This is a genomic window from Thiothrix nivea DSM 5205 (assembly GCF_000260135.1).
Lineage (GTDB): Bacteria > Pseudomonadota > Gammaproteobacteria > Thiotrichales > Thiotrichaceae > Thiothrix > Thiothrix nivea.
Genome location: NZ_JH651384.1, coordinates 2,572,595 through 2,586,955, shown reverse-complemented (window position 1 = coordinate 2,586,955; position 14,361 = coordinate 2,572,595). Strand labels below are relative to the sequence as shown.

The following is a 14,361-nucleotide window of genomic DNA, read 5'->3' as shown; positions in this document are numbered from 1 at the left end:
CAGGATAGACGGCAAGAATATCAAGACAGGCCGTTTTATTTTTCCGCCCAGTGGTCAAAATCGTATTAAATAATTGGCAAAAACGCTTGCCAGCATCTAACTTTAGAGAACTACGCTGGTCTACTCTGACAGCAATAATGGGCAAAACAACTTGTGGGGAGCTTCGTCATGCCAACAATTTCCATCAGCGCTGACAGCCGCGCTGCCGTCAAAGCCAGGATTCTGGAACTCAACCGACTGGCGCAGGAGGCAGATGCGCAGATGCGCAGCGCCCTGACTGCCCATAACCCGGACGCGGCCAACCAATGGCGGCAGCGCCGTGACGGTTATAACCTCGAAGTGAAAAAGCTGACTGACTGGCTGAACAATCCAACCAGCACCCCGCCGAATCTAGGCAGCGGCAACGCCAGCGCCCCGGTGGGCCTGACGGCGGAGGAAGAAAAGCGCTTGGCCAAACTGCCGTTCGACATCAAGTTTGCCGAACAGCAACTGGCCCGGGGTGACACCCGCTATCAGGCCATCCTGCAAAACCTGCGTGCGGAATTGGCGGAACTGCAACGCAAACAGGCTGGTAGCACCGGTGGCAGTAACAACCCTGTGGATCCTGTCGTCTCCATGACGCCGGAAGAAATCAAAAAGCGCCTCACCGAGCTACCCTACAAAATCCAGTACGCGGAAAAAATGCTGGCCGAATACCGCCGTTTCAATAATGCCCAAAAAATCACCGAGTGGGCACAGGAACTGCAAAATCTCGAAATGGAACAGGCACGGCTCAACAGATGGGTTACCAGTAACACCGGCAGCACCAGTGGCGGTGGAAGCAGTAGCAGTGCAGGCAATACCGGTAGCAACAGCAGTGCTGGCGGCAACGCTGGCAACATTGGCAATACCGGTAGCAGCGGCAGTGCTGGCAGCACGGGGGGCAATACTGGCAACAGCGTCAGCAGCGGGGATTTCGTCACCACCACTGCCAACACGTTCAACACCAACGGTAGCCAGGATTTCGCCCACAACGCGATCCTGACGGAATTGCTGGCGAACCAGTACAGCACCGCCAACATGCGCAATGACCCCAACGCGCGCGCCTATGACGCAGTACGCCAGAACAGCGGCCAACCCCTGCACTGGATCCGCAACCAGCAACAGGCCGAAACGCTGTTCAACAGCCTGCCAGCCGCCGGCAACCTGGAGCGGCGGCGTTTTCCGCGCCTCAACCTGACGGGGATGCGTAGCGGGCAGAATTTCTTCGTCCGTGACTTCATGCAGATTTACAGCAAAGGTGATCTGAGCATCGCCAATACGGTGGTGATCGACGACACCGTGTTCTCGGCTTTTGCGCAAGATTTCGACAAACTGGTCAGCCGCATCAACGAATACCAGAAACAGCACGGGCGCACCTTCCGGGTATTCCCGTTCCTGCAAATCGCCCACCGCGACGCTTTTCAGTTGATCCCTGAACCGATGAACGGGGTTGACCGTTTTGGTGGTGCGCAAATGCGTAATGTCAGCATTTCCGGCAACGTGGTGTTTTCGGATGGGGCATTGCAAGGCATCTTCGCCACCGATGGCGCGTTCCGCAACCTGCATATCCGCAGCAACAGCCTGCAAATCGGCGGCGAGCACACCATTTCCATCAGCGGCATGTTGAGCGGCTCCATCATGGGTAACAGTGACATCAACAACAATCCGTTGGCAAGCAACAAGATAGCCTTATATCCTTTGCGGCTGGGGGGCGGTACCAACATTTACGTGCTGGGTTTCAGGAACAAACCTGCGCTGAACCCGGCAGATGTCAGCTACTATCAATACGAAGACATTCTGGGCGTGCCTGCCGCGCGCGATTTCCGGCGGCAGATCACCCCTGAAACGGCGGCTCGTGGTGGTATTTTTTACAGCAATGTGGATATGCTTGAACTACAGTCCCTGTTGCAACGTCGAAAACCGCAGACTACCCCGCAGTGGCGGGAGGCAATAGCAGAACTGGCGCGCGCAGGTTTCGCCCAGCAAGTGACCAGCTAGCAATAACCGGATGACATGGAGGGTCGGCCAAACGATGGAGTGCAACAACAAGTTCCTTGCCTTGCTGTTTTTCGCCGGACTCTGCCTTATAGCAGGCAACAGTCTGGCTGCCGATAACCAGAATGCCGCCAAACTGCCCGCCAGCTGGTACAAGGCCGCTTTTGAAACCCGTTTTCCACCCGCCATTCCCAGCCTGCCGCCTGCCAATGGCTGGGCGATCCTGTACAAAAACAAGGCGGATACAATGGGCAAGGAATACTCAAACCTGTTCCGCCCCGTGGGTAAGGATTTGAACACTGCCTTGTCTGCGGTGGCAACCGATAACCCGTTCCGCCCACTATTCCCCACCCTCTACACGCCTGACAACAACAAAAAGCGGCTGGAATGCCCGGTGCTGGGCGCGCCGTTCGAGCTGGATGACAAGCCTGCCAGCAAAGAGTGGGTTGTGTCGTTTTCCGCCGAGCAATGCTTGGGCAAGGATGAATCCGGAAACTTGCTCCACGGCGATAATGACGCCCACAAATGGGTGTTGCAGAAAACGCCTGATGGCAAGTACCGGGTGCTGGCGGAAGGCGATGGGAGCTTGTACATCACCAACCACAACAAGGAACAGGGTTACAAGGAAATCCGTACCCGCCTGTTCCTCAAGCGCGCCTTCCCTGACAATGAGCTACAATGCGGTGGGGCGGAGTTTACCTGGCGTTACCGTAACAAGGGCTATTATCTGGCTGACACGGAATACATGGCGCAGGATTGCCAGCCGCTGTATTTCCCCGAACTGACTGGCGAAGCTTGGCAAAACGCCTACGACGAATACGAACGCCGCGCCAAAGTACTGGTGGATGAGTGGCTGGAAGCGTTGAAAAAGGGGAGTTGATACGTCAGGCAGGTGGTTTGCGGGCGGCAAGGAATGTCCACATTTCGCCGTAGGATGGCACCATCACCACTTGTTCCAGTGGTGCATCAAAACGCTCATCCAGATTGCCGCGCAGTTCTTCCAGCAATTGCCTGCGGTCCGGTTGCCATTCACCGCAGGCTTGCAGGCTCACGACCCCGCCGGGGCGCAGGCTGTCGTGGATTTTGCCGAAAATGTCTTGCATGAACTCACTGCGGCTGATGCCTTCCCGCACCGGATCCATGGTCAGGTCGTAAATGACCGCATCCAGCCCGCGCGCCTGTTCCAACCAGCCAAAAGCATCACCGACAATCACTTCGCTACGCGGGTCTTCGAACGCTGTGCCGCAACAGCGTGGCAGATACTGGCGGCACAAGTCGATCACGTCACCGTCTATGTCGATTAGCGTGACCTGGCCGAGTGATTTTTCCAACCTGTCATAGGCGGCCAGCAATTCATTCATGACACCGCCATCACCACCACCAAGGATGGCAACTTCCTGGCATTCGGGTACAGCCAGTAGTGGCGCGGTCATGGCCGTGTTATAGGCAAAATCGGCTTCGGAAATCTGCAAATCATGGTCAATTACCAGCTGGTTGCCATAATCGGGGTGCTGGAAAATTTCGACCAGTTGCCAGTCGGTCTGACGACGTTCGAGCAGGGTGGCGGAAGGTTCGGGTTGATACCAGGCGGATGTGTTTTCGCTAACAGTCATGACAGAAATGCGGCTCTCTACTCCTGAGGGTGTTAAAGGATAGTTCCCTGACCATAACACAGCTTCCTTGGGGGCAACAGTTACACTGCGCCCACCTGTGGTTGCGGAAGCCTATAGGTCAATGCCCTTTTGCGCCTGGATGCCGCTACGGAAGGCGTGTTTCACATCGGCGATTTCCGACACCGTATCGGCCAAGTCGCAGAGTGCTGGACTGGCGGCACGCCCAGTGACAACGACGTGCTGCATGGGGGGGCGGGCGGCCAGCGTGTCCAGCACCTGATCCGCGTTCAGATAGCCGTAGTTGAGCAGGTAGGTAAGCTCGTCCAGCACTACCAGATGGTAGGCCGGGTCGGCCAACATCTGGCAGGCAACTTCCCAACCGTGCTGGGCGGTGGTTATGTCCTGCTCACGGCTCTGGGTTTCCCAGGTGAAGCCATCGCCGAGCACATGCCATTCGCAGTTGGTCTGCTGGCCGAAGAAGGCTTCCTCACCAGTATCGGTACGGCTTTTGAGGAACTGGCAGACGCCGACCTTCATGCGGTGGCCGAGGGAACGCCCGACCATGCCAAAGGCGGAGGAGGATTTGCCCTTGCCGTTACCCGTCAGTACCAGTAGCAGACCCTTTTCCTGGTCTGCGCGGGCGATGCTGGCGTCGATGAGGGCTTTCTTGCGTTCCATGCGGGCTTGGTGGCGCTGGTTGTGGTCGTTCATGGGCTATGTCCTTCTAAAACCTGTCTAATGTCTGTGGGCAGTTTCAGGCGTTTTATGTGCTGGAACAGTGTTTCAGCTTCGGGGTACTGGCGGCGTAGGTAGGTGAACCATTGTTTGATGAAACTGGCGGCATATTTGGGCGCGCGCCCTTCCAGCGTGGCGGCGTATTGCAAGACCAGTGGCAGCACAGCCGCCCAAGGCATGGGGGTGTAATCTTCTCCGGCGTGTTGCGCCTTGATGGCTTGCGCCAGGTCGGGGAAGCTGAGTGCGCTGCGCCCCAGCATCAGGTCGGTGCAACCGCTCTCGGCTTGCGCCTGACGGGCGTTGGCGGTTGACCAGATTTCCCCGTTGGCGATCACCGGCAGGGTGAGCTTGGGTTTGACCTTGCCGATTTCAGGCCAATAGGCAGGCGGCAGGTAACCCTGCTGACGGGTGCGGGCGTGTACACACAGTTCCGTGGCTCCTGCTGCCTGGATGCCCAGCGCAATGTCTTCGAACAAACTGCTGTCATGAAAACCGAGACGGATTTTGGTGGTGACGGGAATCTGCGGGCTAACAGCGAGGCGCACTGCCCGGACGATACCATACACCCGTTCCGGCTCGCGCAGCAGTACAGAACCACCATCGCTGCTGTTGACGGTTTTGGAGGGGCAGCCGAAATTGAGGTCGATGCCGGGCGCACCCAATTGTGCCGCAATGTGTGCATTGGCCGCCATCACGGGGGGGTCACCACCCAGCAGTTGCAGGTAAACCGGGGTTCCGGCAGGTGTTTTGCCGTCTGCGAGCAGTTCCGGGCAAGCACGGTAAAACACGCGCACAGGCAATGGCCGGTCAAGCACGCGCACGAATTCGGTTACACAACGGTCATAGCCGCCGATGCGGGTCAGGATGTCGCGCAGGGTGTGGTCAAGCACGCCCTCCATCGGGGCAAGGATCAGGCGCATGTTGGCAAAACGGTATCAGTCATCACTCGGCGCTTTCTTTAATGGCTGCTGAATCAGGCGGTTGCGGGGTTATCCCCAGTTTCTGTGGATAAGTATGTGGAAAGTTTTGTGGATTAAGGCTGGCAAGGCTTGTTTTTCAAAGGTTCCTGTCAGATTGACCAAAAAATCAACAAATTGTTTATTCTTATAAATCATGTAGTTATGTTTTGTTTGGAATGCCAACAAGTGGTTATGCCGATGTGCTGAAACGATATTACCAAAAGTTGACAAATGTGCATAAGTATGTGCTCCCGGTATTTCTCGCATACAATATATAGTGTGATGGCAGCTTCGGGGGCAGCTAAAGGCCATACTCGGGGCGGGTGCGCTGCAAGAGCGCACCTTGATTGATAAGGAACAGCTTTGGTCGGAAACTATTCCGATAGGCCTAGGTTGCGCCAGATACTCATGGTCGGCTCAACCCGGTTCATGGTGTAGAAATGCAGCCCCGGCGCGCCGGTTTCCAACAGGTTTTCACACAGTAAGGTGACGAATTCCTCGCCGCATTTGGCAATCGACTCGACATCATCGCCGTAGGTTTCCAGTTGCTTGCGCAGCCAGCGCGGGATTTCCGCCCCGCACATGTCGGAAAACCGCGCCAGTTGGGTGTAGTTGGTGATCGGCATGATGCCGGGCACGATTGGAATGTCCACGCCCTTGTCGGCACAAGTGTCGACGAAGTGCCAGTACGCATCCGCATTGTAGAAATACTGCGTGATGGCGCTGTTGGCTCCGGCGTTGACCTTGCGCACGAAGTTGTCGATGTCGACCTTCAGGTTCGGCGCTTGCGGGTGCATCTCCGGGTAGGCTGCCACTTCGATGTTGAAGTGGTCACCGGTTTCCTTGCGGATGAATTCCACCAGCTCGTTGGCGTAGCGGAATTCGCCGATGTCGCGCGTACCGGATGGCAGGTCGCCGCGCAGGGCGACGATATGCCGGATGCCGTTATCACGGTAGGTTTCCAGAATCTCGCGGATTTGCTCCGCACTGGAACCCACGCACGACAGGTGCGGCGCAGCTTCAATATCGGAATCGCGCTGGATTTCCAGCACCGTATTCAGCGTATTGGTCTGCGTGGAACCGCCCGCGCCGTAAGTGACGGAAAAGAAACGCGGTTTCAGTTCCGCCAGTTGGGTGCGCACCGCCCGCAGGTTTTCCACGCCCTTCTCGGTCTTGGGCGGGAAAAACTCAAAGCTGAAGATCAGGTCGTCACGTTGCGCGTGCTCATGCTCATGCTCATGCTCATGCTCATGCTCATGCTCATGCTCGTGCTCGTGTAAATCATTCATAACTAAACTCTCATCCAGCGGGATCCAACCCGCTTCAATCGGGATTTAATCTGGCCCAATACACTGGAAACAACAGGTGGCGAGGGCGTTTGCAATTCAGGAACCGACTCTCGTATCTGCCGGGCAAGCAATGGCCAGGCATGATCCGGCTGCGGAACCGGGCGAACCGGCAAGACTTTTTCGATCTGCATCACCAGAGCGTGGTAGACAAACAGGTTGCGGAAATCCACCTTCAAGCCTTGCAGGGCGCAAATCTCGGCCAATTGTAAATACTGCCATACCCTTGGGTCTGAATCAGGCAGTTGCCGCGCCTGCCAATACAGGTAGAACGGCAAGGCATACGGCATTGCCTTGCCCATGCCAACCAGCGAGTCTGCCGCCAAAACCTGTTCCAGCAATGCTTGCGGTTGTTGCAGGTCAATACCGAACAGATGCCGCAACCTGCTTTTTATCGCCAGTACCACATTCTCTTCAACGGGAATGTCTGCCTGCGCGGTATGGGTATGGTAGTTGATCCAATGCCCCAGTTGCACTCGCGCATCCTGCACCGCTAACCGGGTTTTGCGCTGGTAGTATTCCCGAATCCGCTCCTTTACGTCGAACCAGGGGCGTAACGCTACTGGCTGACGGGACAACACCGCCATTTGCGTCATGCCAAAAGGCTCGATGTGATGCCAGCTAAATCCGGCCTGTTGCGCCAGATCAGCCAGCTTTTCCGGCGACAGCAGGAAATAATGCGCTCCCGGCGAAAGGGCTGCGAGCAGTTCTCCCGGCGGGGTTTGCGTATTCAATGCTCCTGCCCGAGGGGTCGTCAGCATTACCACGCCATTATCGGTCAGGTACTGACGAAGCTCTTGCAGAAACTCCAGCGGCTGTTGCACATGCTCAAGCACTTCCGTCGCGTAGATGAAGTCAAACCGCCGCCCCTGTACCTCGGGCGCATCCCGCAGGTAATGGGACTGGATGGGTATCTCCAGCAATTTTCCACCCATCACGCCGTAGGCCGAAGGTTCCAGCCCGATGACTGTCGTGGCATCCCACATCGTCCGGCAATAATCCAGCATGACACCAGCATTGCAGCCGATTTCCAGTACGGATTGAAAACCGGTAAAAGGCAGACGCTCCAGCAGGCTGACTTTCCAGTCCAGCCCACCCACCATTTCCAGGTAATGGTAAATGTAGTAGGGGAAATCAGGGTCTTGCAAAATGATGTTCTGGTCAGGGTAAGGAACCAGATAACGCTCCATATCAGGGAACCATGCGCTGCCACACGCCCCGCACAAAGCTACCTGCATCATGCCCATATCCTTGACCCAATGGGCAACCTGCAAAACCAGATGGTTGTGCTGCGTATTGCCGCATACGGTACAGGCATCTGTGGTTGCAGGCTGGGGTTCGTACCAGACGACCCGCTCATTTTGCATACTGATTTAGCCCTCTGAGAAAGAAACCCCTCCTAGCCTCCCCTTATCAGGGGAGGAACAGGAAGGTGCACCGCCCTCTTACTCCCTCCCCTGATAAGGGGAGGGCTGGGGTGAGGGGTTCTTAATAACGGTAATGATCCGCCTTGTAAGGCCCTTCTACCGCAACGTCGATGTACTTTGCCTGATATTCAGTCAGGGTAGTCAGTTGCGCGTTCAGTTTCTTCAACTGCAAGCGGGCAACTTTCTCATCCAGATGCTTCGGCAGGGTGTAGACGTTGATCGGGTATTCGCCGCTATCACGTTTGGTCCACAGTTCGATCTGCGCGATGGTCTGGTTGGCGAAGGAGGAGGACATGACGTAAGACGGATGCCCGGTCGCGCAGCCCAGGTTCACCAGACGGCCTTGCGCCAGCAGGGTGATGCGCTTGCCGTCAGGGAAGATGATGTGGTCGACCTGCGGCTTGATTTCTTCCCACTCGTACTGTTCGAGGCTGGCAACGTCGATTTCGTTGTCGAAGTGGCCGATGTTGCAGACGATCGCCTGATCTTTCATCGCCTTCATGTGGTCATGGTTGATGACGTGGAAGTTGCCGGTGGCGGTGACGAAGATGTCGGCCTTGTCGGCAGCGTAATCCATGGTCACGACGCGGTAGCCTTCCATTGCGGCTTGCAGGGCGCAGATCGGGTCGATTTCAGTGACCCAAACTTGCGCAGACAGGGCGCGCAGGGCTTGCGCGGAACCTTTTCCCACGTCGCCGTAGCCGCACACAACCGCGATCTTGCCTGCGACCATCACGTCGGTGGCGCGCTTGATGCCGTCAACCAGCGATTCGCGGCAGCCGTACAGGTTGTCGAACTTGGATTTGGTGACAGAATCGTTGACGTTGATCGCCGGGAATTTCAGCTCGCCACGTGCGTGCATCTGGTACAGGCGGTGTACGCCGGTAGTGGTTTCTTCAGTCACACCACGGATTTCCGCCAGACGGGTGCTGTACCAGTTCGGGGAAGACTCCAGGCGGCTGCGGATCGCGGCGTACAGATAAGTCTCTTCTTCGGAGGTCGGGTTGGCGACTACTGACGGGTCTTTTTCCGCCCGAGCGCCCAGATGCAGCAGCAGGGTTGCGTCGCCGCCGTCATCCAGGATCATGTTGGCTTGCTGACCGTTTGGCCACTCGAAGATTTTGTGGGTGAAATCCCAGTATTCCGCCAGTGATTCGCCCTTGAACGCGAATACCGGGGTGTTGGTTGCAGCGATGGCTGCCGCCGCGTGATCCTGAGTGGAGTAGATGTTGCAGGATGCCCAACGCACTTCCGCGCCCAGCGCTTGCAGGGTTTCGATCAGCACGCCGGTCTGGATGGTCATGTGCAGGGAACCGGCGATACGTGCGCCTGCCAGTGGCTTGGAAGCAGCGTATTCTTCGCGGATGGCCATCAGGCCGGGCATTTCAGTTTCGGCGATGTTGAGTTCCTTGCGGCCCCAGGCAGCAAGGTTCATGTCGGCTACGATGTAGTCGTTAAAAGTGGTCATGTTGTAGTCTCCTAATCTTTTTACAGGCCAGCAGCATCACGCAGTGCGTCAGCCTTGTCGGTGCGTTCCCATGGCAGGTCGAGGTCGTCACGACCGAAGTGACCGTATGCCGCCGTGCCGCGATACATGGGGCGCAGCAGGTCGAGCATCTTGGTGATGCCGTAAGGACGCAGGTCGAAGTGTTCGCGTACCAGCGCTTCGATCAGGGTTTCGTCAACCTTGTTGGTGCCGAAGGTTTCTACCGTGATGGAAGTCGGTTGCGCCACACCGATGGCGTAGGAGACCTGGATTTCGCAGCGGTCGGCCAGACCGGCTGCCACGATGTTTTTCGCTACATAGCGGCCAGCATAGGCGGCAGAGCGGTCAACCTTGGATGGGTCTTTGCCGGAGAATGCGCCGCCGCCATGACGGGCCATGCCGCCGTAGGTGTCAACGATGATTTTACGACCAGTCAGGCCACAGTCACCGACCGGGCCGCCGATGACGAAGTTGCCGGTTGGGTTGATGTGGTATTGGGTGCCAGCGTGCAGCCATTCTTCCGGCAGTACCGGCTTGATGACGTGTTCCATCACGCCTTCGCGCAGGTCGTCGAGGCTGATGTCAGGGCTGTGCTGGGTGGAAAGGACAACCGCGTCGATGGCAACGATCTTGCCGCCTTCGTAGCGCACGGTGACTTGCGATTTTGCATCCGGGCGCAGCCATGGCAGCGTGCCGTTCTTGCGCACTTCGGACTGCACGCGCACCAAGCGGTGGGCGTAGGTCAGTGCGGCTGGCATCAACACGTCAGTTTCGTTGCTGGCGTAACCGAACATCAGGCCCTGGTCGCCCGCGCCCTGGTCTTCAGGCTTGGCACGATCAACGCCCATGGCAATGTCAGGGGATTGCTTGCCCAGTGCGTTGATGACTGCGCAAGTGTGGCCGTCGAAGCCAATTTCGGAATTGTTGTAGCCGATGTCGTTAACAACGCCGCGCACGATACCTTCGTAGTCAATTTCAGCGGTGGTGGTAATTTCACCCGCCAGCACGACCATGCCAGTTTTTGTCATGGTTTCGCAGGCAACACGTGCATACGGGTCTTTGGCGATGATGGCATCCAGAATGGCGTCGGATACCTGATCCGCCATTTTGTCCGGGTGGCCTTCGGAAACAGACTCGGAAGTAAACAGGTAGCTTCTCTCAGTCATTAAAGTTCTCCATCAGTAAAAAGTAAAATGACTGAGCGCCGTTGTATGTAAGTGCCATGATCTGAGCCTGGCGGGCGTCCCGTCGCAGCGCTCCTCAGACAATGGGAAGGATGATTTTGCAGTGACTAAAAAGCCCTTCAAATCACCGACGGGCAGTATAATAGCGAAAACTTGACCCACTTGCATTATTCCGTAGCTGTTAAGGTAATAAAAAATTCATCATTTAAGCCGGTTATCTATCCAAGATGGGGGAGTTGCCCCATATCGAGAAGTTCGCCACAATACAAGAGCTTTAACATGTCTGAATAATAATTATACAACAGGCGCTGTTACGCCGCTTTGGTCGCGCTTACGGGGTAGCAGTTGACTTCCGGGCAATGCAGGAACCCCATACTGAACTGCATCCTTTCACTGTGACAGGCAGTATCGGAATCTTGCACTCGCCACATTTCCAGCCATGCCGCTTGCCTGGCTGACCGTGATATTTGAAAACTACAGGAGACCCGTCAATGACTACACGCCGCGAGTTGGCTAACGCAATCCGCGTCCTTGCTATGGATGCCGTACAAAAAGCAAATTCCGGGCATCCGGGTGCGCCCATGGGCATGGCCGACATTGCCGAGGTGCTCTACAACGACTACATGTCCCACAACCCGCAGAATCCTGACTGGGCCAACCGTGACCGTTTCGTCATGTCCAATGGTCATGGTTCCATGCTGCCATACTCCGTGCTGCACCTGACCGGCTACGGGCTGAGCATGGATGACCTGAAAGCCTTCCGCCAATTGCATTCCAAAACCCCTGGCCACCCTGAGTATGGCTATGCGCCGGGCGTTGAAACCACCACCGGCCCTCTGGGTCAGGGCATCACCAATGCCGTCGGCATGGCGCTGGCTGAAAAAATCCTCGCAGCACAGTTCAACAAGCCGGGTCACGACATCGTTGACCATTACACCTACGTATTCCTGGGCGATGGCTGCCTGATGGAAGGCATCTCCCACGAAGCCTGCTCTTTCGCTGGCACCATGGGTCTGGGTAAACTGATCTGCTTCTACGACGACAACAACATTTCCATCGACGGTGAAGTGGACGGCTGGTTTACTGACGATACCCCTAAGCGTTTTGAAGCTTACGGCTGGCACGTTGTTGCGGGTGTTGACGGCCATGATGCGGATGCCATCAAGGCAGCGGTTGAAGCTGCCCGCACTGAAACCGGCAAGCCTTCCATGATCTGCTGCAAAACCACTATTGGTTTCGGCTCCCCCAACAAGGCTGGTTCCCACGATTGCCACGGCGCACCACTGGGCAACGACGAAATCGCCCTGACCCGCGAAGCACTGGGCTGGAAGCATGGCCCGTTCGAAATTCCTTCCGAAGTTTATGCCGGTTGGGATGCGAAAGAAAAAGGCGGCGCGGCTGAAGCTGACTGGAACACGAAGTTCGACGCTTACGCAGCAGCATTCCCGGCGGAAGCGGCTGAATTCAAGCGCCGCATGGCGGGCGAGCTGCCTGCTAACTGGGCGGATGAATCTGCCAAGGCGATTGCTGCGATTGATGCGAAAGCTGAGTCCCCAGCGACCCGCGTGGCTTCCAAGAATGCGCTGGATGCGTTTGCGCCATTGCTGCCTGAATTCCTCGGCGGTTCTGCTGACCTGACGCCTTCCAACAACACCTTCAACAAGATGAGCAAGCACATCAGTGCTGGCCACGGCAAAGCGCAGGACTTCAGCGGCAACTACCTGTCTTACGGCGTGCGCGAGTTCGGCATGAGCGCCATCATGAACGGCATGGCCCTGCATGGTGGTTTGCTGCCTTACGGCGCGACTTTCCTGATGTTCTCTGAATACGCACGTAATGCCCTGCGTATGGCAGCGCTGATGAAAATCCAGAGCATCTTCGTTTACACCCATGACTCCATCGGTCTGGGCGAAGACGGCCCGACCCATCAGCCGGTCGAGCAAATTCCAACGCTACGCATGATCCCGCGCATGTCCGTATGGCGTGCTTGTGACGCGGTGGAAACGGCTGTTTCCTGGAAACACGCGATTGAATACAAGGACGGCCCCAGCTGCCTGATCTTCTCGCGCCAGAACCTGAAGCACCAGACCCGCACACCTGAGCAGATTGCCAACATCGCCAAGGGTGGTTACGTCCTGAAAGACACTGACGGCACACCTGATGTCATCGTTATCGCCACCGGTTCCGAAGTGGATCTAGCCATGCAGGCGGCTGCCAAGTCTGACAAGAAAGTGCGCGTGGTTTCCATGCCTTCCACTGACGTGTTCGACGCGCAGGATGCGGCTTACAAGGAATCCGTACTGCCTGCTGCCGTGACTGCCCGCGTGGCGGTGGAAGCCGCCATCGGCGACGGCTGGTACAAGTATGTCGGCCTGAACGGCAAGGTTGTGTGCATGACCACCTTCGGTGAATCAGCGCCAGCCAACCAGTTGTTTGAACAGTTCGGTTTCACCGTGGATAACGTGCTGAACGCCATCAACGCTGTCGCGTAAGCAGAAAATGCAAGGCAGGCTTCCTGAGAGAGGGGGAGCCTGCCGCTGAGTTTGTTTTGAGTGAATTTCAATGAGGAGCAATTCATGACTATCAAAGTAGGTATCAACGGTTTTGGCCGCATCGGTCGTATGGCTTTCCGCGCAATCGCACGTGACTTCCCTGGCATCGAAGTGGTTGCCATCAACGACCTGCTGGACGCTGATTACCTGGCATACATGCTGAAGTACGACTCCGTACACGGTCGCTTCAACGGTGACGTTGGCGTTGACGGCAACAACATGGTGGTTAACGGCAAAACCATTCGCCTGACGGCTGAAACTGACCCAGCCAACCTGGCTTGGGGTGACGTTGGCGTTGACATCGTGCTGGAATGTACCGGTTTCTTCCTGACTGACGAAAGCTGCCAGAAGCACATCGCTGCGGGCGCGAAGAAAGTGGTCATGTCCGCGCCTTCCAAAGACAAAACCCCGATGTTCGTTTACGGCGTAAACCACGCGACTTACGCGGGTCAGGCGATCGTTTCTGCGGCTTCCTGCACCACCAACTGCCTGGCTCCGGTAGCGAAAGTCCTGAACGACAAGTGGGGCATCAAACGTGGCCTGATGACTACCGTTCACGCTGCAACGGCTACCCAGAAAACTGTTGACGGCCCTTCCAAGAAAGACTGGCGCGGTGGCCGTGGTATCCTGGAAAACATCATCCCGTCTTCCACCGGTGCAGCCAAAGCGGTTGGCGTGGTGCTGCCTGAACTGAATGGCAAACTGACTGGTATGGCTTTCCGCGTACCGACTTCTGACGTTTCCGTGGTTGACCTGACCGTTGAGCTGAACAGCGAAGCGTCTTACGCTGACATCTGCGCGGCCATGAAAGCAGCTTCCGAAAGCGGCGACATGAGCAAGACCTTGGGCTATACCGATGAGAAAGTGGTTTCCACCGACTTCCGTGGCGTTGGCTACTCTTCCATCTTTGACGCAGAAGCCGGTATCGCGCTGGATGGCACTTTCGTGAAAGTGGTTTCCTGGTATGACAACGAGTACGGCTACACGGCCAATATGCTGCGCTTTGTTGAGCACGTAGCAGCTAATTAAGAAACCCCTCCTAA

11 protein-coding genes and 1 riboswitch are annotated in these 14,361 nt (G+C 56.5%); of the genes, 4 read left to right on the top strand and 7 right to left on the bottom strand.

All coding sequences use genetic code 11. The features are described from left to right. Window positions 1–168: 168 nt before the first annotated feature. Both THINI_RS12985 and THINI_RS12980 read left to right on the top strand, forming a co-directional pair. A complete protein-coding gene (locus THINI_RS12985) occupies window positions 169–2,019 on the top strand; it encodes a hypothetical protein (RefSeq protein ID WP_002709023.1) in 1,851 nt (616 codons plus the stop codon). A gap of 34 nt (window positions 2,020–2,053) precedes the next feature. After that, window positions 2,054–2,896: a hypothetical protein gene (locus THINI_RS12980; RefSeq protein WP_002709022.1), complete on the top strand. Its 843-nt coding sequence runs from the start codon at window positions 2,054–2,056 to the stop codon at window positions 2,894–2,896. A gap of 4 nt (window positions 2,897–2,900) precedes the next feature. On the opposite strand, the gene THINI_RS12975 is transcribed toward THINI_RS12980, so the two are convergent. The 7 genes from THINI_RS12975 to metK all read right to left on the bottom strand — a co-directional run bounded on the left by THINI_RS12975 (window position 2,901) and on the right by metK (window position 10,748). Continuing rightward, entirely contained in the window at window positions 2,901–3,629 is a 729-nt protein-coding gene (locus THINI_RS12975; RefSeq protein WP_002709021.1) for a spermine/spermidine synthase domain-containing protein, read from the bottom strand. Between the two features lie 111 nt (window positions 3,630–3,740). Continuing rightward, window positions 3,741–4,340, bottom strand: a complete 600-nt coding sequence (gene cobO / locus THINI_RS12970; protein WP_002709020.1) for a cob(I)yrinic acid a,c-diamide adenosyltransferase — start codon at window positions 4,338–4,340, stop codon at window positions 3,741–3,743. After that, entirely contained in the window at window positions 4,337–5,284 is a 948-nt protein-coding gene (locus tag THINI_RS12965) for a tRNA dihydrouridine(16) synthase DusC (protein WP_002709019.1), read from the bottom strand. Before THINI_RS12965 ends, cobO begins: the two co-directional genes overlap by 4 nt. A 413-nt stretch (window positions 5,285–5,697) precedes the next feature. Next, window positions 5,698–6,612 (bottom strand): methylenetetrahydrofolate reductase [NAD(P)H], encoded by a 915-nt coding sequence (metF, locus tag THINI_RS12960; RefSeq protein ID WP_002709018.1) that lies wholly within the window; start codon window positions 6,610–6,612, stop codon window positions 5,698–5,700. A 2-nt stretch (window positions 6,613–6,614) separates the two neighbouring features. Further along, window positions 6,615–8,036: a class I SAM-dependent methyltransferase gene (locus THINI_RS12955; RefSeq protein ID WP_002709017.1), complete on the bottom strand. Its 1,422-nt coding sequence runs from the start codon at window positions 8,034–8,036 to the stop codon at window positions 6,615–6,617. A gap of 121 nt (window positions 8,037–8,157) precedes the next feature. Further along, window positions 8,158–9,564 carry an adenosylhomocysteinase gene (gene ahcY / locus THINI_RS12950; protein WP_002709016.1) on the bottom strand — a complete coding sequence of 469 codons (1,407 nt, stop codon included), beginning with the start codon at window positions 9,562–9,564 and terminating at the stop codon, window positions 8,158–8,160. Window positions 9,565–9,584: 20 nt separating this feature from the next. Then, window positions 9,585–10,748, bottom strand: a complete 1,164-nt coding sequence (metK, locus tag THINI_RS12945; RefSeq protein ID WP_002709015.1) for a methionine adenosyltransferase — start codon at window positions 10,746–10,748, stop codon at window positions 9,585–9,587. 26 nt (window positions 10,749–10,774) lie between these two features. After that, a riboswitch (S-adenosyl-L-homocysteine riboswitch) is annotated at window positions 10,775–10,850 on the bottom strand. 407 nt (window positions 10,851–11,257) lie between these two features. Between metK and tkt the strand changes: the two genes are divergently transcribed. Further along, entirely contained in the window at window positions 11,258–13,258 is a 2,001-nt protein-coding gene (gene tkt, locus THINI_RS12940; protein ID WP_002709014.1) for a transketolase, read from the top strand. A gap of 84 nt (window positions 13,259–13,342) precedes the next feature. Beyond that, window positions 13,343–14,347 carry a type I glyceraldehyde-3-phosphate dehydrogenase gene (gene gap / locus THINI_RS12935; protein ID WP_002709013.1) on the top strand — a complete coding sequence of 335 codons (1,005 nt, stop codon included), beginning with the start codon at window positions 13,343–13,345 and terminating at the stop codon, window positions 14,345–14,347. Window positions 14,348–14,361: the final 14 nt, after the last annotated feature.